Origin of the sequence: Actinomycetospora sp. CA-084318 (assembly GCF_050955885.1) — a bacterium.
Classification (GTDB): Bacteria; Actinomycetota; Actinomycetes; order Mycobacteriales; family Pseudonocardiaceae; genus Actinomycetospora.
Genome location: NZ_CP192098.1, coordinates 895129 through 916118, shown reverse-complemented (window position 1 = coordinate 916118; position 20990 = coordinate 895129). Strand labels below are relative to the sequence as shown.

Annotated in this window: 18 protein-coding genes; 4 read left to right on the top strand and 14 right to left on the bottom strand. The window is 74.4% G+C overall.

Annotation, left to right across the window (positions count from 1 at the left end):
• Positions 1-380: 380 nt before the first annotated feature.
• Entirely contained in the window at positions 381-1010 is a 630-nt protein-coding gene (locus ACQPYX_RS04515; RefSeq protein WP_433801724.1) for a transglycosylase family protein, read from the top strand.
• 244 nt (positions 1011-1254) lie between these two features.
• On the opposite strand, the gene ACQPYX_RS04510 is transcribed toward ACQPYX_RS04515, so the two are convergent.
• The 6 genes from ACQPYX_RS04510 to ACQPYX_RS04485 are packed head-to-tail and all read right to left on the bottom strand — an operon-like array spanning position 1255 to position 4923.
• A complete protein-coding gene (locus ACQPYX_RS04510) occupies positions 1255-1698 on the bottom strand; it encodes a molybdenum cofactor biosynthesis protein MoaE (protein ID WP_433801723.1) in 444 nt (147 codons plus the stop codon).
• Entirely contained in the window at positions 1695-2180 is a 486-nt protein-coding gene (locus ACQPYX_RS04505) for a MogA/MoaB family molybdenum cofactor biosynthesis protein (protein WP_433801722.1), read from the bottom strand. The genes ACQPYX_RS04510 and ACQPYX_RS04505 overlap by 4 nt, the downstream gene beginning before the upstream one ends.
• Positions 2181-2660, bottom strand: a complete 480-nt coding sequence (gene moaC, locus ACQPYX_RS04500; RefSeq protein ID WP_433801721.1) for a cyclic pyranopterin monophosphate synthase MoaC — start codon at positions 2658-2660, stop codon at positions 2181-2183. It abuts the gene before it with no gap.
• The gene (locus ACQPYX_RS04495; RefSeq protein WP_433801720.1) at positions 2657-4114 is read right to left on the bottom strand and encodes an NAD-dependent malic enzyme; all 1458 of its coding nucleotides are present in this window, start codon (positions 4112-4114) and stop codon (positions 2657-2659) included. The genes moaC and ACQPYX_RS04495 overlap by 4 nt, the downstream gene beginning before the upstream one ends.
• Before the next feature lie 3 nt (positions 4115-4117).
• Entirely contained in the window at positions 4118-4717 is a 600-nt protein-coding gene (locus tag ACQPYX_RS04490) for a nucleotidyltransferase family protein (RefSeq protein ID WP_433801719.1), read from the bottom strand.
• Positions 4717-4923, bottom strand: a complete 207-nt coding sequence (locus ACQPYX_RS04485; protein WP_433801718.1) for a hypothetical protein — start codon at positions 4921-4923, stop codon at positions 4717-4719. Before ACQPYX_RS04485 ends, ACQPYX_RS04490 begins: the two co-directional genes overlap by 1 nt.
• A gap of 102 nt (positions 4924-5025) precedes the next feature.
• Here ACQPYX_RS04485 and ACQPYX_RS04480 point away from each other — a divergent pair, with 102 nt between their 5' ends.
• The gene (locus tag ACQPYX_RS04480) at positions 5026-7338 is read left to right on the top strand and encodes a helicase-associated domain-containing protein (RefSeq protein WP_433801717.1); all 2313 of its coding nucleotides are present in this window, start codon (positions 5026-5028) and stop codon (positions 7336-7338) included.
• A gap of 77 nt (positions 7339-7415) precedes the next feature.
• Here ACQPYX_RS04480 and ACQPYX_RS04475 read toward each other — a convergent pair whose 3' ends face one another.
• Genes ACQPYX_RS04475 through ACQPYX_RS04460 form a run of 4 tightly spaced genes read right to left on the bottom strand, consistent with a single transcriptional unit; the run spans position 7416 to position 13353 of the window.
• Positions 7416-8006 (bottom strand): GTP-binding protein, encoded by a 591-nt coding sequence (locus tag ACQPYX_RS04475; protein WP_018332373.1) that lies wholly within the window; start codon positions 8004-8006, stop codon positions 7416-7418.
• Positions 7987-8751 (bottom strand): DUF742 domain-containing protein, encoded by a 765-nt coding sequence (locus tag ACQPYX_RS04470; RefSeq protein ID WP_433801716.1) that lies wholly within the window; start codon positions 8749-8751, stop codon positions 7987-7989. The genes ACQPYX_RS04475 and ACQPYX_RS04470 overlap by 20 nt, the downstream gene beginning before the upstream one ends.
• Before the next feature lie 25 nt (positions 8752-8776).
• Positions 8777-9199, bottom strand: a complete 423-nt coding sequence (locus ACQPYX_RS04465) for a roadblock/LC7 domain-containing protein (protein WP_018332375.1) — start codon at positions 9197-9199, stop codon at positions 8777-8779.
• Positions 9196-13353 carry a nitrate- and nitrite sensing domain-containing protein gene (locus tag ACQPYX_RS04460; RefSeq protein ID WP_433801715.1) on the bottom strand — a complete coding sequence of 1386 codons (4158 nt, stop codon included), beginning with the start codon at positions 13351-13353 and terminating at the stop codon, positions 9196-9198. The genes ACQPYX_RS04465 and ACQPYX_RS04460 overlap by 4 nt, the downstream gene beginning before the upstream one ends.
• Before the next feature lie 568 nt (positions 13354-13921).
• Between ACQPYX_RS04460 and ACQPYX_RS04455 the strand changes: the two genes are divergently transcribed.
• A complete protein-coding gene (locus ACQPYX_RS04455; RefSeq protein WP_433801714.1) occupies positions 13922-15598 on the top strand; it encodes a DNA repair helicase XPB in 1677 nt (558 codons plus the stop codon).
• Positions 15599-15604: 6 nt separating this feature from the next.
• Here ACQPYX_RS04455 and ACQPYX_RS04450 read toward each other — a convergent pair whose 3' ends face one another.
• The 3 genes from ACQPYX_RS04450 to ACQPYX_RS04440 form a co-directional block, all read right to left on the bottom strand.
• The gene (locus ACQPYX_RS04450) at positions 15605-16063 is read right to left on the bottom strand and encodes a YccF domain-containing protein (protein ID WP_433803669.1); all 459 of its coding nucleotides are present in this window, start codon (positions 16061-16063) and stop codon (positions 15605-15607) included.
• A 103-nt stretch (positions 16064-16166) separates the two neighbouring features.
• Positions 16167-17465: an MFS transporter gene (locus ACQPYX_RS04445; protein WP_433801713.1), complete on the bottom strand. Its 1299-nt coding sequence runs from the start codon at positions 17463-17465 to the stop codon at positions 16167-16169.
• A 92-nt stretch (positions 17466-17557) separates the two neighbouring features.
• Positions 17558-18667 carry a hypothetical protein gene (locus ACQPYX_RS04440; protein WP_433801712.1) on the bottom strand — a complete coding sequence of 370 codons (1110 nt, stop codon included), beginning with the start codon at positions 18665-18667 and terminating at the stop codon, positions 17558-17560.
• Between the two features lie 101 nt (positions 18668-18768).
• Here ACQPYX_RS04440 and ACQPYX_RS04435 point away from each other — a divergent pair, with 101 nt between their 5' ends.
• Complete coding sequence (locus ACQPYX_RS04435) at positions 18769-19185, top strand: MarR family winged helix-turn-helix transcriptional regulator (protein ID WP_433801711.1); 417 nt, start codon at positions 18769-18771, stop codon at positions 19183-19185.
• Positions 19186-19311: 126 nt separating this feature from the next.
• On the opposite strand, the gene groL is transcribed toward ACQPYX_RS04435, so the two are convergent.
• The gene (gene groL / locus ACQPYX_RS04430; RefSeq protein WP_230759027.1) at positions 19312-20946 is read right to left on the bottom strand and encodes a chaperonin GroEL; all 1635 of its coding nucleotides are present in this window, start codon (positions 20944-20946) and stop codon (positions 19312-19314) included.
• Positions 20947-20990: the final 44 nt, after the last annotated feature.

The following is a 20990-nucleotide window of genomic DNA, read 5'->3' as shown; positions in this document are numbered from 1 at the left end:
GTGTGACACAACCGCCGCCGCGTCGTCATCAAGGGTTGACCTGCGAAAACGGTGACCAGGAGTTGTTACAAGCGTCCGATGGGGTGATCTTGAGGTTCCTGAGAGGCGCTTGAAACCACGACTGTCCTCCGTACCGTTCCCTCTCGGCCCTCCTGGGAGCGGCCACCGACCAGCCCCGAGGTCGCCGCGTCCGACGCCTGTCCAGCGGCCCCGGGTGACCCGATACGAGAGGTGCGGACCGGACAGGCCGAGCGAGCTTCAGGCATGGTGCGCCCCCCGAGCGGCGCACTCACGGTGAGACCGCGTGGAACCGGTCGACGATCCGTGGGGAGGACTCCTCCCGGTCGGCTGTTTCGTGGGACGCGGTGCGACGAGAGGTCATGCTTCGTAGTTCCGAGAAGTCGCTGGCGCACGCCCTCACCCGGAAGGCGGCCCAGCTGACGCTGGTCGGCGCGCTCGCGGCGACCCCGCTCGCGCTCACGGCCGGCACCGCGTCCGCCGACACGGACTGGGATGCGCTCGCGCAGTGCGAGAGCAGCGGCAACTGGTCGACGAACACCGGCAACGGGTTCTCCGGCGGCCTGCAGTTCACCCCCTCCACCTGGAAGGCGTTCGGTGGGTCGGGCAGCGCCCACAACGCCAGCCGCGAGGAGCAGATCCAGGTCGCCGAGCGCGTCAAGTCCGCGCAGGGCATGAACGCCTGGCCGACCTGCTCCAAGAAGACCGGCAACACCTCGAACAAGGCCAACAGCGAGTCGTCGGGCTCGTCGGGCAGCTCCAGCTCCTCGGGCAGCTCCAGCTCCTCGAAGAAGAAGAGCACCGAGACCGAGGCCATCAAGGCCCCGGCGCCCTCGGCCGTCGCCCCCGCCGGTGCCTACACCGTCGTCTCCGGCGACACGCTCAGCTCGATCGCCGGCGCGCACGGCGTGAGCTGGCAGCAGGTCGCGCAGCGCAACGGGATCGCGAACCCCGACGCGATCTCGGTGGGGCAGCAGCTCGCCCTGAGCTGATCCGTTCCCCACGCCACGACCCCCGCCGGTGTCCCCGAGCACCGACGGGGGTCGGCGTGCGTCCGGGGGTCGCGCGTTGGCGGGCCGTCACCCTGCACGAGGTGCACATCAGGCAGGCCGGGCGGCCCGAAGGGCTGCCTCATGTCACCCTCGCGGTCGACGTCTTCGGCCGCCGCACCGCGAAGTGCACATCAGGCATGCCGGGCAGCTCCAGAACCTTCCCCGTGTCACCCCCGCGGCCGGGCTACGGGCAGTTGACCCATTCCTCGGTGCCGTCGGCGAACTCCTGGCGCTTCCACACCGGGAGCTGCCGCTTCACCTCGTCGACGAGCTCGCTGCAGGCGTCGAACGCCTCGCGGCGGTGCTCGGCGGCGACCGCACAGGCGAGGGCGACGTCGCCGATCGCGAGCGGCCCCACCCGGTGCGACACGGCGATCGCCGTGACCCCGGCGAAGCGCCCCGCGATCTCGGCCGCCACCGTCTCCACCACGGAACCGGCCGACGGGTGGCCCTCGTAGTCGAGCGCGCGCACCGAGCGGCCGTGGTCGTGGTCGCGCACGACCCCGGCGAACGTGACCACCGCGCCGCTGCGCGGCCCGTCGACGAGGGCGGCGTGCTCGGCGACGTCGAGCGGCTCCTCCCCCACGGCGGCCCTCAGCACCGTGGCGGGTCCGGTCGCTGCACTCACTGGTGGTCCCCTCCCTGAATCTGGTCGACGGCGTGCTCGAGCACCGGCTCGAGCACGGACAGACCGTCGCGCACGCCGCCCGGGGAGCCGGGCAGGTTCACCACCAGTGTGCGCCCGGCGACCCCGGCGACCCCGCGGGACAGCATGCTCGTGGGTACCTTCCCGGCCCCGGCCGCACGCACGGCGTCGGCGATCCCCGGCACCTCGTAGTCGAGCACCGACCGCGTGGCCTCGGGCGTGCCGTCGGTCGGCGAGATCCCGGTGCCACCCGTCGTCAGGATCACCTGCACCCGCTCCGCGACCGCGGCCCGCAGCGCCTCCGCCACCGGCTCGCCGTCCGGAACGACCTGCGGGTCGTCCGCGGTCCAGCCGCGCTCACGCAGCCACGCCACGATCACCGGGCCGCCCCGGTCCTCGTACACCCCGGCCGACGCCCGGTTCGACGCCGTGATCACCCGCGCCCGTCGCAACGGTTCACTCATCTAGCGCCCCTCCGGCCTCGTCCAGACGCCGGAGCGTCCGCCCTCCTTGCGCTCGAGCCGCACCCCGTCCATCGTCGCGGCCGGATCGAGCGCCTTCACCATGTCGTGCAGCGCGAGCCCCGCGACCGACACCGCGGTCAGCGCCTCCATCTCCACGCCCGTCCGGTCGGCGCTGCGCGCGGTGGCCTCGATCCGCACCTCGTCCTCACCGACCTCGACGTCCACCGTCACGCCCGCGAGCGGGATCGGGTGGCAGAGCGGGATGAGGTCGGGCGTGCGCTTGGCACCCATGATCCCGGCGATCCGGGCCGTGGCCAGGGCGTCGCCCTTCGGGACGGTCCCGTCGCGCAGGGCCGCGCACACCTCGGCCGTGGTGCGCAGCGTCCCGCTCGCCGTGGCCACCCGCCGGGTGACCTCCTTGTCGCCGACGTCGACCATGCGCGCCGCGCCGGTCTCGTCGACGTGGGTCAGGCCGCTCACGTCTCCTCCTTCGTGGCGCCCTCGGCGGACTCCGCGCCCAGGTCGAGCGCGGCCTGCACCGAGTCGGCCTCGGCGCCCTCGGCCTCGCTGACCTTCCGGACGGCCGCGGCGACGGCGGGCGACACCGTGGAGTCGAAGACGCTCGGCACGATGAACAACGGGTTCGGCTCGGCGACCACGTCGGCGATCGCGGCCGACGCGGCGAGCAGCATCCCGTCGGTGATGCCCCGGGCCTGCGCGTCGAGCAGGCCGCGGAAGATGCCGGGGAAGGCCAGCACGTTGTTGATCTGGTTCGGGTAGTCCGAGCGCCCCGTCGCCACCACGGCCGCGTGGTGCTGCGCGATCCCCGGGTCGATCTCCGGGTCGGGGTTCGCGAGCGCGAAGACGATGGCGTCGTCGGCCATGCCCTTGACGTCGTCGGCGTGCAGCAGGTTCGGCGCCGACACCCCGATGAACACGTCCGCGCCGGGCAACGCGTCGTGGACGTCGCCGGTCCGCCCCTGCGCGTTGGTCTGCTCGGCCACCCAGCGCAGCGACGGGTGCAGGCCCTCCCGCTCGGCGTGGATGATCCCGTCGACGTCGACCGCGATCAGGTCGGCCGGCTTCAGCGGCAGCAGCAGCCGGATGATGGCGGACCCGGCCGCGCCGACCCCGCACACCACGATCCGGCAGTCCTCCGCGCGCTTGCCCACCACCCGCAGCGCGTTGCGCAGAGCGCCGAGCACGACGACGGCCGTGCCGTGCTGGTCGTCGTGGAAGACCGGGATGTCCAGCGACTCCCGCAGCCGCGCCTCGATCTCGAAACAGGCCGGGGCGGCGATGTCCTCGAGGTTGATCCCGCCGTAGACGGGCGCGAGGACCTCGACGGTGCGGATGATCTCCTCGGTGTCCTGCGTGTCCAGGCACACCGGCCACGCGTCGACGCCCGCGAACCGCTTGAACAGCGCGGCCTTGCCCTCCATCACCGGCATGGCGGCCGCGGCGCCCAGGTTGCCGAGCCCGAGGACCGCGGACCCGTCGGTGACCACCGCGACCGTGTTCCGCTTGATCGTCAGCCGCCGCGCGTCGTCGGGGCGCCGCGCGATCGCCTGGCACACCCGCGCGACCCCGGGTGTGTAGGCCCGCGACAGGTCCTCACGGGTGCGGAGGCCGACCTTCGCGTTGACCTCGATCTTGCCGCCGAGGTGCACGAGGAACGTCCGGTCGGAGACGTTGCGCACCCGCACGCCGTCGAGCGCGCCGAGGGCCTCGGTGATCTCCTCGGCGTGCCGCTCGGAGAGGGCGTTGCAGCTGATGTCGACGATGATCGAGTCGGTCCGCGACTCGACGACGTCGAACGCCGTCATCACGCCGCCGACCCGCCCGACGGCGACGGCGAGGTCACCCGCCGCGGTGGCGCTCGGCGGCGCCTCCACCCGGGCGGTGATGGCATAGCCGGGTCCGGGGACCGCCACGGTTCAGCCCTCCTGCGATCGTTCCGATGACAGCCGGGCCAGATCGGCCGGGGTGTCGACGTCGTCTCGGGTGGCGACGTCGCCGACCTCCACGGCCGCCACGTCGTCCCGCCCGGCAAGGTAGCCCCGCGCCCCGACATCGTCGTGCGCAGCGGCCGCGACGGCGGCCAGATGGTCGTGTCCGAACACCACCGGATGGCCCGGACGGCCGCCGTAGGCGCCGCGCACGATCCCGTCGCGGGTCGCCGCGGCGGCGACCCGGGCGAGCGCGGCGGGCCCGATGCCCGGGGTGTCCACCAGCAGCACGAGCACGGCGTCGACGTCCGCGGGCAACGCCTCGAGCCCCGCCCGCAGCGACTCCCCCATGCCCTGCGCCCAGCCGTCCGCCCGCACGACGAGGGCCTCGGCGTCGGCCGCCCGCGCGGCCGCGGCCGCCTCGTCCGCGGACGCCCCGACCACGACGACGCGCGGGGTGCACCCGGCGTCGTGCAGGGCGCGCAGCGCCCGCGCCACCAGCGGCTCACCGTCGAGTTCGACGAGGGCCTTCGGCGTACCCATCCGGCGACCGGCCCCCGCCGCGAGCAGGAGGCCGGCGACCGTCATCAGCGATTGATCTCCGTCACCGGGTGCTCGTAGCCGAGCTGGTCGGCCGGCAGCGGGAACTCGATCTCGCCGAACGGGGAGGCGGCACCCTGCGTGGGCGCCATGAGCTCGGTGATGGGGTGCCCGCCGTCGACCTGCGGCCATCCCGGGTCCTGCCGGGGCTGGACGGTCTTCTCGGCCTGCTCGCCGTCGTGCTGCGTCGCCACCGGTTCCTCCCTGGTCACGTGGTCTGCCTGCAGTCTGCCGCATCCGGGCTCGAGGGGGCGACCGCACCGCCTCCCCGATCACGACCGATTAGCCTGGTAGGGATGGCCAGGACCCTCCTCGAGCACCTGCGTGCCCAGGACGACGAGACGCTGGGCACGCTGCTGGCGGCCCGCCCCGATCTGGCCCTGCCCGCCCCGGCCGACACCGGCGTCGTCGCCACCCGCGCCGGGGTCCGCACCTCGGTCGGGCGCGCGTGCGAGGACCTCGACGCGCTGCACCTCGCCCTCGTCGACGCGCTCCTCGTCGCCGAGGCCGACCAGGCGCCGGTCGACCCCGACTCCGTGCTCGACCTCCTCGGGGCCGACGTGCCCCGTGAGGTCGGCCGGGCCGCCCTCGACCGGCTGCGGGTGCTCGCGCTGGTCTGGGATGTTCCCGACGACGCGAGCGGTCCCGCGGGCGTGCGCGCGGTCCCCGCCCTGCGCGACACCGCCCGGCGGTACCCCGCGGGTCTCGGGCGTCCCGCCCCCTCGGGCTCGGTGCTGCTCGACGAGGACCCGGCGACGGTCATGGCGGGCCTGCCCGCCGACCAGCGGGCCGTGGTCGACGCCCTGGACCGCGACGGGCCGGTGGGGCGCAGCCGCGCGAAGGACGGGGACGACAACCCCGTCGCCCGCCTGCTCGCGCGCGGCATCCTGCGCCGGATCGACGACGACACCGTCGAGCTGACCCGCGAGGGCGGCCTCGGACTGCGGGGCGACCGCCCGCTCGGACCGGTCGTGGCCGCCGACCCGATGCCCGCCCCGCGCACGCAGGACCCGGCGACGATCGACGCGACCGCCGCGGGCGAGGCCCTCGAGACGGTGCGCCGCGCCGAGGGCGTCCTCGCGGCGTGGTCCGACGCGCCGCCCGCGGTCCTGCGCTCCGGCGGGCTCGGCGTCCGCGACCTGCGCCGGCTCGCCAAGCAGCTCGACGTCGACGAGACCGCGGCGGGGCTGCTCGTCGAGGTCCTCGCCGCCGCGTCGCTGCTCGCCGTCAGCGAGGACGCCGACGCCGTCTGGTGCCCGACCACCACCGCCGACCGCTGGCTCGCCTCCCCGCCCGAGACGCAGTGGGTGGCGCTGGCGCGGGCGTGGCTGGAGATGCCGCGGCAGCCGTCGTCGATCGGGCAGCGCGACTCGACGGACAAGCTCGTCGGGCCGCTCTCCGACGAGGTGCGTCGCCCCTGGGCCGCCCAGGTCCGGCGCCGGGTGCTGGCGCGGCTCGCCGAGTTCGACGACGGGGCGGGGCCGGTCTCGGTCGACGCGCTGGTCGAGTCGCTCGCGTGGCGCGCCCCGCGGCGCGGCGGGCGCATGCGCGACGACCTCGTCCGGGCCACCGTCCGGGAGGCGACCGCGCTCGGGGTCGTGGCCCTGGACGCCCTCACGACGGCGGGTCGGGAGCTGCTGCGCGTCCCGCGCCGTCCCGACGACGACCCGGACGCCGCCGCGGCCGCCGCCCTGCGGCCGGCGATGCCCGAGCCGGTGGGCCACATCCTGCTCCAGGCCGACCTCACGGCCGTCGCCCCGGGACGGCTGGAGCCCGACCTGGCGGCGGCGATGGACCGGCTCGCCGACGTGGAGTCGGCCGGTGGCGCGACGGTGTACCGGATCAGCGAGGCCTCGATCCGGCGGGCGCTCGACCTCGGCTGGACCGCCGCCGACGTGCACGAGCTGTTCGCGAAGCGGTCGGCGACCCCCGTGCCGCAGGGGCTGACCTACCTGGTCGACGACGTCGCCCGGCGCCACGGGCGGCTGCGGGGCGGCACCGCGGCCTCCTTCCTGCGCTCCGAGGACGAGGCGCTGCTGGCGGAGGTCATGTCGTTGCCGGTGGCGGAGGCCCTGGAGCTGCGCCGCCTCGCGCCGACCGTGGTGGTGTCGACGGCCCCGCTGGCCGAGGTGCTCGAGGCGCTGCGGGCGGCCGGGCTGTCCCCGGTCGCCGAGGACGCCGACGGCGGCGTGCTCGACCTGCGCCCGCGGGGACGACGCACCGCACCCCGCCGGCCCGACCGCTCCGGCGCGGGCTCGCCGTCACTGTCCGGCGACCAGATCGCCGCGCTCGTGGCGCAGCTGCGGGCCGGCGACAAGGCCGCGACCGCGGCTCGCGGGGCCGCGACCGTGCCGGGGTCGACCCGGCAGACGGCCTCGGCGACCGTGGCCGTGCTCGCCGACGCCGCGCGCACCGGCCGGACCGTGTGGATCGGCTACGTCGACGCGGCCGGGACCGCGTCCCAGCGGGTGGTGCGGCCGCTGCGCGTCGGCGGCGGGCTGCTCGAGGGCACCGACGCGGCGGTCGAGTCCGACGACACCGGACCGGGCTCGGCGGTGTCGTTCGCGCTGCACCGGATCACCTCGGTCAGTGTGCTGACCGAGAACTGAGGGTCCGGTTCCGAGCGAACGGCACTCTCGCGCACATAGATGCTGCGAGAGTGCCGTTCGCTCGGGAGGAGGGGACCTCAGGCCCGGGCGCCGACCGCCCACACCTGCATGGCGTGCTCGACCAGCGCGATCAGCGTCTCCTTCGTCGACTCCCGGTCGCGGGCGTCGACGGTGACCACCGGGACGGACGGGTCGATGGCGAGGGCCTCGGCCACGTCCTCCAGGGAGTGCGTCAGGACGCCGTCGAACAGGTTCACGCCCAGCACGTAGGGCAGGTTCCGGTCCTCGAAGAAGTCGACCGCGGCGAAGCAGTCGGCGAGGCGGCGGGTGTCGACCAGCACGACCGCGCCGATGGCGCCGCGCACGAGGTCGTCCCACATGAACCAGAACCGGTCCTGCCCGGGCGTGCCGAACAGGTAGAGGATCAGGTCGGCGTCGAGGGTGACGCGGCCGAAGTCCATGGCCACCGTGGTGGTCCGCTTGTTCGGCACGGCGGTGAGGTCGTCGACGCCGGCGCTGGCGTCGGTCATGACCGCCTCGGTGGTCAGCGGGTCGATCTCCGAGACCGAGCCGACGAAGGTCGTCTTGCCGACCCCGAACCCCCCGGCGACGACGATCTTGGCCGACGTGGTCGTCGGGACCGCCTCGTCAGAGCCGTCGTAGTCCACTCAGCACCCTTTCCATCAACGCCATGTCCGGGGAGTCACCCGTCGACGAGGCGGTCTCGTGCACCACGATCGATCCGTGCGCGGCCATGTCGCCGAGCAGCACCCGCGCCACCCCGAGCGGGAGCCGGAGCAGGGCTGCGACCTCGGCCACCGACTTGGGCTCGGCGCAGAGGTCGGCGATCATGCGGTGCTCGTACTGGGCGACCTGGGCCGGGTCGCGGCCCTGGGCCGTCGTCGACAGCAGCGTCTCGACGGCGAGGTCGTAGGCCGGGCGGGTCCGGCCGCGCGTCCAGGCGTAGGGCCGCACGAAGGAAGCCTCCGGCGGCTCGTCCCCGTGTCGGGGCCCGTCCGGGTAGTCCGGGGCCACGAACTCGTGCCGCCCGGGCACCTGGATGCCGCCCGGGGCGGTCGGCGGGAGGGCCGGGTCGCCGTTTGGGAACAGCGGACCCGGGCGGGGCACCGTGCCCTGGGGCCCGGGCGCACCCGGGGCGCCCTGGAACCCCGGTCCGCCCCGGAAGCCCGGAGGGCCGGTCGGCGGGCCGCCGGGCGGGCCGCGGTGAGCGCCACCGACACCACCGCCGCCGGCGTCCTCGGAGTCGAGCCGGCGGGCCGCCTCCTCGTCGGCGGCCGCCCCGGCGTCGTCGCGCCGGCGCCGACGGAACAGGCCCCGCCGCTCACCGGCGCGCTTGGACGCCCCGCCCGTGATCCCGTTCAGGACCTCGGCGAAGGCGTCGTCCTCGCTCACCGTCGCTCACTCCCCCCGGGCCACCTCACCGGAACCCCGATCCCTGGAGCTCCGCGCGCAGCTCGGGGGTCAGCAGCTGGCCGACCCGGTCGACGAGCAACGTCATCTCGTAGCCCACGAGCCCGATGTCGCAGTTCGGCGCGGCGAGCGTGGCCAGGCACGAGCCGTCGCTGATCGACATCAGCAGCACGATGCCGCGCTCCATCTCGACGACCGTCTGCACCACCTCGCCGGCCTCGAAGCAGCGGGCCGCGCCCTGGGTGAGGCTGACGAGCCCGGACGCCACGGCGGCGAGCTGGTCGGCCCGGTCCCGCGGGAGGCGGTTGGACGCGGTCAGCAGGAGCCCGTCGGCGGAGACGACCACGGCGTGCGCCACCCCCGGGACCCGCTCCGCGAAGTTGGAGACCAGCCAGCCGAACCTGCTGGGCTGCGACTGGGGTGCCGTCACTGCTCCTCCTCGATGGCGTTCGTGGTGTCGGCGGCGGGGCCGCCTCCGGGGGACGGGGTGGGGCGGGACGAGCGCCCGTCCGCGACCCCGCGCTGGTAGCTGGCGAGCCGTCCGCGGACCGCCTCCGCGCTGCGGCGGGGTGTCTCCGCCGGGCCGGCGGCGCCGCCGGTCGCGACCGGGGACGGTGCGGGCCGGGCACTGCCCGGGACCAGGTGCGCCCGCGGCCGACGGCGGGGCAGACCGGACTCGGTGGTGCCGGCGTCGACGGCGGTGAGCGACGGTGCTCCCGCGTCGAAGCCGAGGCGGCCGGTGTCCGACCACTCCGGGTCGACGGTGTCGGGCGCGTTCGGCTCGGCCTCGCGGAACCAGACCGACGCGACCTCGTCGAAGATCGGCGTCCGCTCCCGGTTGGGCAGGACCGCCGCCGGGCGGCGCGGCAGCCCCTCGGGAGCCGGCCGCACGGGGAGCGACCCGGTGCCGAGCGCGCCGTTGCTGCCGTTGGTCCCGTGCCCGTTCGTGCCGTGGCCGTTGGTCCCGGCGCCGTTCGTGCCGTACCCGTTCGTGGCCGTGCCGTTCGTGGCCGTGCCGTTCGTGGCGGCGCCGTTCGCGGCCGCCGCCGGACTCGCCGGGACCGGTGTGCTCGCCGGGGCCGGCGCCGTGGGCGCGGCCGTGTCGTCGCCGGGCGCGAACAGCTCCTCGGCCGACGCGGCCGGGACCTCGTCGACCTCCTGCTCGTCGGCCGGGCGCGGGCGCAGCCGGGGCGCCGAGCCGGGCCGCAGCAGCGGACCGTCCGGGCGCCGCTGCGCGAGCGGCCGCAGGGAGCGGCGGCTGGGACGGGACGGCAGCACCTCGGACCCGGCGTCGTCGTCGGACGGCTCGTCCTCCGACACGACCTCCGGCGTCGCGGCCTCCGCGGCAGGGGCCTCCTCCGGGTCCGCCGCCGGGGCGTCGGGCGTCGCGACGACCTCGCGGTCCTCCTCCTCGGCGACGACGTCCGCGTGCGGGACGGCCGGGACCTCGGTCTCCGGCTGCTCCACGGCTGCCGACCGCCCCGGGGCGGCGGGCTCCCCCGCGACGGCGTCGTGCTCCGGGGCGTCCGGGTTCTCCGGCCCGGGCGGGGGGACGACCTCCGCGCCGTTCCACATCGTGGGTGCCGGTGCGGGCGCCGATCCCGGCGGACGCGGGCCGTGGTCGCGGGGCGGACCCCAGGGCCCGGGCGCGGGCGGTGGTCCGGCCGGGGCTCCCGGGTACGGCCCGCCCGGGCGCGGCGGCAGGGGACGCGGCGGCAGCGGACGGCCACCCTGGCCACCCGGGCCGGCGGGCGCCGCTCCCGGGGCCTCCGACCAGCCCTGGGCCGGCCGGGGCCGCGGAGCCGGACGGCCGTCGCGAGTGGTGCCGCCGTCGGGCGCCCACGCGGTCGCGGGCTCCGGCCGCAGGCCGTGCCGCCCGGGGGGCCCGGCGTCCTCGGGGGTCGTGGCGGTGTCGGTCGACGCGTCGTCCTGCTCCGCCTCGTCGTCCGCGCCGCGCCAGGCGTGCGCGGCGACGGGACGGGCCGGGACGCCGCCCGACGTCGGCGCCTCCGCGTCCGGGGCGCCCTGGCTCCAGACGGCGACGCCGTCGTCCTCGCCACCGCCCCAGACCGTGGCGACGCGGTCGTCGTCGTCCTCGTCGTCGTCGTCCGTGTCGGCCGCGTCGGTCTGCGGCCCGGGCACGGTCGTCCCCGGCGGCTCCTCCGCCGGCGTCCCGCTGCCCGGGCGAACCGGGCGTCGGGGCAGCGCGGCGGCCAGCGCGCCGGTCAGACCGTTGCGACGCTCCGGGGCGCCGTCGGCGGCCGGCGTCTCCCGGGCCGCAGGGGCCGCCGGGGTCGCGGCGGAGCCCTCGGACCCGCCCGACGTCTCCTCCGGCGAGCCGCCGGGGGCGAAGAAGGCCGTGGCGCCGGCGCCCGCCGCCACGCCGGCGGCACCGGCCGCAGCCGCACCCGCCGCGGCGGTACCGCGGGCCGCGGTGCGACGCGGGAGGTCGGCGGCACCCTCGCGCGGCTCCTGCCGCGGGATGCCGGGTGCGTCCGGACGGGAGGTCCCGTTGACCTGGCCGCCGATCGGGCTGGAGCCCGGCGACCGGACGGGCAGGCCGGTGCCGCCGAGCGCGCGCGCCGACGGGCCGCTGCCGGGACGCGTGCCGGGCGCGCCGGAGAGCACGGCGGAGGCGGGGATGCGCACCGCCGCGACCACGCCACCCTCGTCGCGCGTGCGCAGGGTGACGCCGATGCCGTGCCGGATGGCCAGGCGACCGACCACGAACAGACCCATGCGCCGCGACGCCGAGACGTCGACGGTGGGCGGGGAGCCGAGCCGCTGGTTGGCGTCGGCCAGGTCCTCGCCGGTCATCCCGACGCCGCTGTCGGCGATCTCGAGCACGACCGCGCCGTCGGGCTCGGGCCGGGCCGAGACGTCGACGCGGGTCTCGGGCGCGGAGAAGGCGGTGGCGTTCTCCAGCAGCTCGGCGACGAGGTGCACGACGTCGGCGGCGGTGCGACCGAGCAGCTGGACCGAGGGCGGCGGCGAGAGCTCGACGCGCTGGTACTGCTCGACCTCCGAGGCGGCGGCGCGCAGCACGTCGACCAGGGGCACCGGGCGGCCGCCGCGGCGGGCCAGGTCGGTCCCGGAGAGGACCAGGAGGTTCTCCGAGTTCCGCCGCATGCGCGTCGCGAGGTGGTCGAGCTGGAACAGGTCGCCGAGGGCCTCCGGGTCCTCCTCCTTGTTCTCCAGCTGCTCGATGAGCCGCAGCTGGCGCTCGACGAGCGCCTGCGAGCGGCGGGAGAGGTTCACGAAGATGCTGTTGTAGGCCGACCGGAGCCCGGCCTGCTCGGCGGCGAGGCGCACCGCCTGCTCGTGCACCTGGTCGAACGCGCGGGCGACCTGCCCGATCTCCTCGCGCGTCTCGATCGGGGTGCGGCTCACCTCGGTGTCCGGGGCCTCGCCCTCCCGCAGACTGCGCACTGCGTCGGGCAGGCGCCGCTCCGCGACGTCGAGCGCGGTGCGGCGCAGCAGACGCAGGGGGCGCAGCAGCGAGCGCGTCACGAAGAAGACCACCGCCGCGCCGGCCATCAGCGCGAGCAGCAGCACCACCGAGGCGACCCCGGCCGCGTTGCGCGCCCCGTCCTGCAGCGCGGTCGCGTTCCGCTGCAGCCGCTCGCGCAGCTGATCGGAGACGCCGGTGACCTTCTGCTGGACCGCGGAGGACGCGGCGTCCCAGTCCTGGGCGGAGACCTGCAGCGGCAGCCCGGCGCTCCCGCGGCCGAGGACGACCTGCGCCAGCCGGTCGCGCTGGTCCACGTCGGGTCCGACCAGCGCGTCGGCGAGGCCGGCGTTGTCGGTGCCGACCGCGCTGCGGAACTCGTCGACCGCGATCGACCGACGCAGCGTCGCGTTGCGCGCCTGGTCGATCGAGGGTGCGTCGATCCGCCCGCCCGCGATCGCCGCGGCGACCACGGCCTGCACGTAGGCGTCCTGCTCGCGCACGACGGACAGCGCGTAGAGCCCGGTGGAGAGCCCGGCGATCGACGGGTCCGCCGCCTCCCGGGTCAGCGACTCGTCGAAGGTGAGCACGGCCGACGTCGCGTCGGTGTACCGGGAGATCGCCCCCGCCGGGTCGACCGCGCCGCCGCGGACGTCGTCGCGGACCCGGTCGAGCCCCTCGACCGCGGAGAACGCGTCGCGATACGACGAACGCGTCTGGTCGTCGACCGAGTCGGCCGACCCGTACGCGCTGCGCAGCCGGGCCAGCTGGTCGTTCGTCGCGTCCGCCGCCTCCTGCACCGGGCCGAACCCGCCGGCGCGGTTGGTGGACAGGAACACCGCGGCCGCCCGGCGCTCGGCGTCGAGGGCGCCGAGGAGCTGGGCGTTGTTGCTCTCGAGCGCCACGGCCTGCTGCACGCCGTCGTAGGAGCGGGCCTTCTCGGTCTGCTCGACGATGCGCAGGACGCCCAGGGTGATGACGAACAGGGTGGGGACCAGCAGGACGGCCGCGAGCTTGACCGGCAGGCTCCAGTTGCGCAGGGCGAGCCGCTCACCCAGGGGCGGGCGGGCCTGCGCGTCGGTGACACCGCCACGAGCCTCGCCTCGCGCGTCGGTTCGGCGGACGGGAGCGGTCACGCGATGGTCCTTCCCCTTGCACCGGTCGGTCGGTCGCCTGTCACGGACACGCCCCCTCGAACGGACGCCTGCTGCACCCTGTGTAGTTGTTCATGGGCTACACTGCGGACAGACCGACCACGACGGCGCTCCGTGAGTGACGTTGTCACCCCGGTCGGCGAGCAGAGGTGCACGCTCAGTGCACCCGGCGCGTCAGTGGGTCGCATGGTCGGTTCCGTCGCTACGAGGTCGGAGCGGCCACCGGGCCCGCCACGGCGGGCCGATGCGCCCCGGACCAGGGGCAGTGGGCAGATCGGCCGAGCACGCCTGCGGGTGTGCGGACGTATCGGCCCCGTCGGGTGGTGGGTCACTCCTCGGAGCAGGTGTCGGTGACGTCGGAGTGTAGACCGACCCCCCGACGAGATCATCTCCCCGTTCTCGGGGCACCCCCTCCGAGCGGCCTCGATCACGGGATGTGGCAGGTCACGCCGCCCGCACGGGATCGCGGGGGAGATCGTCGGCGGGACGAGGACAATGGGATCCGACGACCCGTCGTCGAGAACCCGCGAGACCCTGGAGGCCGGACGCCGTGAGCACCCCCGGGACCGGACCGTTGATCGTCCAGTCCGACAAGACGCTGCTGCTCGAGGTGGACCACCCCGGCGCGGCGGCGGCCCGCACGGCCATCGCGCCGTTCGCCGAGCTCGAGCGCGCGCCGGAGCACGTGCACACCTACCGCGTCACGCCGCTCGCCCTGTGGAACGCCCGTGCGGCGGGCCACGACGCCGAGCAGGTCGTCGACGCCCTCGTCAGCCACTCGCGCTTCGCGGTCCCGCAGAACCTCCTCATGGACGTCGTCGAGACCATGGGGCGCTACGGGCGGCTGCAGCTGACCAACCACCCCGCGCACGGCCTCGTCATGGTGTCGTTCGACCACGCCGTGCTCGAGGAGGTGATGCGGAACAAGAAGATCGCGCCGCTGCTGGGCGAGCGCATCGACGACGACACGATCGTCGTGCACCCCTCGCAGCGCGGGCTGCTCAAGCAGATCCTGCTCAAGGTCGGCTGGCCGGCCGAGGACCTCGCGGGCTACGTCGACGGTGAGGCGCACCCGATCGAGCTCGAGCAGGACGACTGGGAGCTGCGCGACTACCAGGCCGCGGCGGTCGACGGTTTCTGGGCCGGCGGCTCCGGCGTCGTCGTGCTGCCCTGCGGGGCCGGGAAGACGCTGGTCGGAGCGGCCGCGATGGCGAAGGCCAAGGCGACGACGCTGATCCTCGTCACCAACACGGTCGCCGGGCGGCAGTGGAAGCGCGAGCTGGTCGCCCGCACCTCGCTGACCGAGGACGAGATCGGCGAGTACTCGGGCGAGCGCAAGGAGATCCGCCCCGTCACGATCGCCACGTACCAGGTCATGACCCGCAAGACCAAGGGCGTACACCGCGCGCTCGAGCTCTTCGACGAGCGCGACTGGGGTCTGATCATCTACGACGAGGTGCACCTGCTGCCCGCGCCCGTCTTCCGGATGACCTCCGACCTGCAGTCCCGCCGCCGGCTCGGGCTCACCGCCACCCTCGTCCGCGAGGACAACCGCGAGGGCGACGTCTTCTCCCTCATCGGGCCGAAGCGCTACGACGCGCCGTGGAAGGACATCGAGTCGCAGGGCTGGGTCGCGCCGGCCGACTGCGTCGAGGTCCGCGTGACGATGACCGAGAACGAGCGGATCGTCTACGCCACCTCGGAGGCCGACGAGCGCTACCGGATGTGCGCCTGCGCGCGGACGAAGATCCCGGTGGTGCGCTCGATCCTGGAGCGCCATCCCGACGAGCCGGCGCTCGTCATCGGCGCGTACATCGACCAGCTCGAGGAGATGGGGCGGGCGCTCGACTGCCCGGTGATCCAGGGCTCGACGACGAACAAGGAGCGGGAGAAGCTCTTCGACGCCTTCCGGCGCGGGGAGCTGCCCCGGCTCGTCGTCTCGAAGGTCGCGAACTTCTCCATCGACCTGCCCGAGGCCTCGGTCGCGGTGCAGATCTCCGGGACCTTCGGGTCCCGCCAGGAGGAGGCCCAGCGCCTCGGACGGCTGCTGCGCCCGAAGGCCGACGGGCGGCAGGCCCACTTCTACTCGGTCGTCTCGCGCGACTCGGTGGACGCCGACTACGCCGCCCACCGGCAGCGCTTCCTCGCCGAGCAGGGCTACGCCTACCGGATCGTCGACGCCGACGACATCCTCGGCCCGCCCGTCCCGGAGGTCGACGCGGACTGACCCGGCCTAGCGGCCGTACCAGGGCACCTCGCGGCGGGCGCCCGGGATCGGGGTGGTGGCCGTCGTCGGCCCCACCCCGAAGGCCCGCGGGTCGTCCACGTCGACGATGCGGCGGCCGAGCGGCGTCAGCGAGACCGGGACGAGCTTGAGGTTCGCCCAGGCGAACGGGATACCGATGATCGTCACGGCGAGGGCGATCGCGGTGACCACGTGCCCGATGGCGAGCCACCAGCCGGCGACGACGAACCAGACGATGTTGCCGAGCGTCGACCCGACGCCGTGGTCGGGGCGGCGCTCGAGACGCTGGCCGAACGGCCACAGGGTGAACAGCGCGATGCGGAACGAGGCGATCCCCCAGGGGATCGTCACGATGAGCACGCAGCAGATGATCCCGGCGATCACGTAGCCGATCGCCATCCACACCCCGGCCAGCACGAGCCAGACCAGGTTCAGCACGATCCGCAGGCCTTCCATGCGTCCAGGATGCCCGGATCCGCTGAGAGCTCCCTGAGCGCTGCGGGAACTATTTCCCGACGTCGGGCCGGTGCGGGTCGATGCGCGCCGTGCCTCAGTCGAGGACGCGGCCCTTCGTCTCCGGCAGCGTCAGGATGATCACGAACGCCACGACCGCGCCGCCGGTGACGTACCAGAAGAACAGCTGCGGCTGCCCGGCCCCGGAGAACGCGGCGATCAACAGCGGGGCGGTGCCGCCGAACAGCGCGACCGTCAGGTTGTACCAGGCACCGATGCCGAGGGCGCGGAGCTCCGTCGGGAAGATCTCGCTCATGATCGCGGGTGCGATCGAGGAGAACACCGCGTAGAGCCCGAGGCCCACCGAGAACACGACGATCAGGTTCACCAGGGGCGGTCGGTCGGTGATGAGCAGGCTGAGCGGGACCGTCAGCACGGCGAACGCGGCCGACCAGACCAGCATCTGCGGCTTGCGCCCGAACCGGTCCGCGCACGCGCCCATCGGGTACTGCAGCACGATGAACACGACCGTGCCGATCGACAGCGCGAGGAACACGTCGCTGCCGGCGGCGTCGCGGAACTGCACCGCGTACGGCGTGAGGGCGCTGAAGAAGGTGTAGTAGCAGAGCGTCGAGAGCAGCGTGAACCCGAAGAGCTGGAGGACCGACCTCGGGTGGTGGGTGAGGGTCCGCAGCAGCGGGTTCTTCGTGGCCTTCGCCTTCTCGACGTTCTCCTCGAACTGCTCGGTCTCGGTGAGGCTGCGACGCAGCCAGAGCCCGACGAGGCCGAGGACACCGCCGACCACGAAGGCGATCCGCCAGCCGTAGGACTCCAGGTCGGGGCGGCTCAGCGTCGAGGTCAGGAGCAGCCCGAGCAACGACGCGGCGAGCAGTGCGACGCCCGTGGAGATGTAGAAGAAGCTGGAGTAGCGGCCGCGGCGGTTCGGCGGGGCGATCTCGGCGAGGTACGCGCTGGCGTTGGACACCTCGCCGCCGAGCGAGAGCCCCTGCGCGATCCGGGCGAGCAGCAGCAGGATCGGTGCGAGCCACCCGACGGCGGCGTAGGTGGGCAGCACGGCGATCAGCAGCGATCCGCCGGCCATCAGGAGGATCGTCACGAGCATGGCGAACTTGCGGCCGCGCAGGTCGGCGAGGCGACCGAGCAGCACCCCGCCGAGCGGGCGGAAGAAGAACGCGAGCGCGTAGGTCGACGTCGTCCCGATGAGCGCGAGCGTCGGGTTGCTCTTGTCGAAGAACTGGGAGGAGAAGTAGACCGCGAAGGTCGCGTAGATCGTCCAGTCGAACCACTCGACGGCGTTGCCGATGCTGGCCGCGACGAGCGTCCGCACCGGCAGCTTGTGACGCTCGGTCGACGCCGGGTCCGTCACCTGGCTCATGCGCGCTCCCTCACCGTGGTTCGTCGGGCACGCACGGTAGGTGATTCGTCCGGATCCGGCCAGGGCAGATCGCACCAGGCGGAAGACCGACGTCAGAGAGCGAGGACCGCCGCGACGAGGTCGGCCTGCGGCTCCCGTGCGCTCGTCCGGGTCCGACCGCCGACGAGGGCGTCCAGCGGCAGCACGGTCACGCCGTAGCGCATCCGCGCCATGGCCCGGACCGCAGCGGTCAGGGCGGTGCGGTCGACGGGCCGTCCCTCGACGGCGAGACCGTCGGCGTACGCCTCGAGCGCCCGGGGCAGGACCGCGACGGCCTCCGCGGCGGGTGCGCGCCCCGCCTCCGCGCGCCCGAAGACGAGCGGGACGACGTCCCAGCCGACGGGTGCACAGGTGGCGGTCGCCCAGTCGATCAGCACGAACGACGACGGGTCGGCGACCGGACGCAGCAGGTTGTCCGGCGTCGGATCGCCGTGCGAGGGCAGCCCGGGGGCCGTGAGCCAGGGCGCCACGCCCGGTCCGTCGTCGGTGGCGAGGTCGTCGAGGAGCGCGAGCACCGGCTCCTCCAGATCGCGCTCGACCGCGGCCGCGAACTCGGGGTGACGCCACGACCCCGGGGCCCGGAGCAGCGGTGCCGCCCACGAGCGGACGGCACCGTCGAGGAACGACCGGAGGAAGGTGGGCCCGACCCACGGCACCACGTCGTCCGCCCGTCGGGCGGCCAGGCGGCCGAGGAGACCGGCCGCACGGACGACGTCGTCGGGGGTCCAGGGATCGTCGGCGGTGGCCACGTCCTCCTGCCACAGCACGATCTCCTCCGCGCGCGTCGTCCACGCCACGAGGCCCGGGAGCCGCAGCCCCGCCGGGAGGCGGTCCGCAGGCATCGTCGTGACGACCTCGGCCTCGAGCCGCCACGGGATGACGCGGTCCAGGTGGGCCCGCGCGTCGTCCGGCATCTCCGGCGGCAGGCCGTATCGGGCCGGCCGCAGCACCTTCGCGACCAGCCGCACCGGGACCTGATCGCCGTCGGCGGTCCCGGCCAGGACGGACACCCGGTGCAGCCCGGCCGTCGTCGGCGCCGTGACCGCGTGCGCGATGGACTCGACCGCGTCCACCACGGCGTCCACGACCCGCCGTCCGAGCAGCTCGCCCAGACCGGCGGCGAGATCGCCCGGCGCGACACCGCCCGGCACCGTCGTCGTCATGATCGCACTCCCGGTATGGTCAAGCTGCTTGTCCGAATGCGACGAGTGTGACGGGAGGCGGGACCATCGTCAACGAGCTTGTCGAACCTCCGCTCCCGGGGTTGCTGGAGCAGCTCCTCCTCGACCTCCGCCGCACGGTGTCCGCGGTCGCCGAGGAGCACGCGCCGGGGCTCGGCGCCCGTCACTTCCGACTGCTCTCCGCCCTCCCGCCGACCGGGACCCGGGTGGCGCGGCTCGTGGAGGTGGCGGGCCTGACGAAGCAGGCGATGGCCCAGACGCTGCGTCCGCTCGAGGACGGTGGCTTCGTCGAGGTCGTCCCCGACCCCACCGACCGCCGCGCGCGGATCGTGCGCCGGACGGAGGCGGGCGAACGGATCGACCGGGCGCTGCGCGCGGCCCTGGCGCGGCGCGAGCAGGAGCTCGCTTCCCGGGTGGGCGCGGACCGGTGGGCGATCACGGCGGAGGTCCTGCGGGACCTGTGGCGGGACACGGTGGAGACGCGGGCCGCCGGAGCCTGATCGACGGTGCCGGGTTTCCTGGCACTGGGTGAAAGCAGTGACGCATTGCTTGCACGGGCAGCCGGGAACGACGAACGGGCCGCACCCCCGTGGGGGTACGGCCCGTCGTCAGGAAGGAAGCGCGGACTAGAAGTCCATGCCGCCCATGCCGCCCGTCGGGTCGGCGCCGGCACCGGCGCCCGCCTTCTCGGGCTTGTCGGCCACGACGGCCTCGGTGGTGAGGAACAGCGCGGCGATCGACGCGGCGTTCTGCAGCGCCGAGCGGGTGACCTTGGCCGGGTCGATGATGCCGGCCTTGATCAGGTCCTTGTACTCGCCGGTGGCGGCGTCGAGGCCCTCACCGGTGTTCAGGCCACGGACCTTCTCGGCCACGACGCCGGGCTCGAGGCCGGCGTTGTGCGCGATCTGCTTCAGCGGCGCCTCGAGCGCGGTGCGCACGATGTTGGCGCCGGTGGCCTCGTCCCCGTCCAGCCCGAGGCCGGAGAAGACGTCGCCGGTCGAGGCCTGCAGCAGGGCGACGCCGCCGCCGGCGACGATGCCCTCCTCGACCGCGGCCTTGGCGTTGCGGACCGCGTCCTCGATGCGGTGCTTCCGCTCCTTGAGCTCCACCTCGGTGGCCGCACCGGCGCGGATGACCGCGACGCCGCCGGCCAGCTTGGCGAGGCGCTCCTGGAGCTTCTCGCGGTCGTAGTCGGAGTCCGAGCGCTCGATCTCCGAGCGGATCTGGGTCACGCGACCCGCGATCTGCTCGGCGTCGCCGGCACCGTCGACGATGGTGGTCTCGTCCTTGGAGACCGTGACCTTGCGGGCGCGGCCGAGCAGCGAGAGGTCCGCCGACTCGAGCTTGAGGCCGACCTCCTCGGAGATGACCTCACCACCGGTCAGGATCGCCATGTCGGCGAGCATCGCCTTGCGGCGGTCACCGAAGCCGGGGGCCTTGACGGCGACCGACTTGAACGTCCCGCGGATCTTGTTGACGACGAGCGTGGCCAGGGCCTCGCCCTCGACGTCCTCGGAGATGATCGCGAGCGGCTTGCCGGACTGCATGACCTTCTCCAGCAGCGGGAGCAGGTCCTTCACCGACGAGATCTTCGAGGACATGAGCAGGACGTAGGGGTCGTCCAGCTCCGCCTCCATCCGGTCCTGGTCGGTGACGAAGTAGGGCGAGATGTAGCCCTTGTCGAAGCGCATGCCCTCGGTGAGCTCGAGCTCGAGCCCGAAGGTCTGCGACTCCTCGACGGTGATGACGCCTTCCTTGCCGACCTTGTCCATCGCCTCGGCGATGAGCTCGCCGATCTGCGCGTCGGCGGCCGAGATCGAGGCCGTGGCCGCGATCTGCTCCTTGGTCTCGACCTCCTTGGCGGACTTCAGGAGCGCCTGGGAGACGGCCTCGGTGGCCTTCTCGATGCCCTTCTTGAGGGCCATCGGGTTCGCGCCGGCGGCGACGTTGCGGAGGCCCTCGCGGACCAGCGCCTGCGCGAGGACGGTCGCGGTGGTGGTGCCGTCACCCGCGACGTCGTCGGTCTTCTTCGCGACCTCCTTGACGAGCTCGGCCCCGATCTTCTCCCACGGGTCCTCGAGCTCGATCTCCTTCGCGATCGAGACGCCGTCGTTGGTGATCGTGGGGGCGCCCCACTTCTTCTCCAGGACGACGTTGCGGCCGCGCGGGCCGAGGGTCACCTTGACGGCGTCCGCGAGGCTGTTCATGCCCCGCTCGAGGCCGCGACGGGCCTCCTCGTCGAACGCGATCATCTTGGCCATGCTGGGTGGTCCTCCGATGAGAGACACGTGTGCTCGGCCAGGCG

What these genes read in the sequence shown, in the direction of transcription:
- ACQPYX_RS04515 (WP_433801724.1), top strand. Translation starts at nt 381, where the DNA reads ATGCTTCGTAGTTCCGAGAAGTCGCTGGCGCACGCCCTCACCCGGAAG.
- ACQPYX_RS04505 (WP_433801722.1), bottom strand. Translation starts at nt 2,180, where the DNA reads ATGAGTGAACCGTTGCGACGGGCGCGGGTGATCACGGCGTCGAACCGG.
- ACQPYX_RS04490 (WP_433801719.1), bottom strand. Translation starts at nt 4,717, where the DNA reads ATGACGGTCGCCGGCCTCCTGCTCGCGGCGGGGGCCGGTCGCCGGATG.
- ACQPYX_RS04480 (WP_433801717.1), top strand. Translation starts at nt 5,026, where the DNA reads ATGGCCAGGACCCTCCTCGAGCACCTGCGTGCCCAGGACGACGAGACG.
- ACQPYX_RS04445 (WP_433801713.1), bottom strand. Translation starts at nt 17,465, where the DNA reads ATGAGCCAGGTGACGGACCCGGCGTCGACCGAGCGTCACAAGCTGCCG.
- ACQPYX_RS04440 (WP_433801712.1), bottom strand. Translation starts at nt 18,667, where the DNA reads ATGACGACGACGGTGCCGGGCGGTGTCGCGCCGGGCGATCTCGCCGCC.
- groL (WP_230759027.1), bottom strand. Translation starts at nt 20,946, where the DNA reads ATGGCCAAGATGATCGCGTTCGACGAGGAGGCCCGTCGCGGCCTCGAG.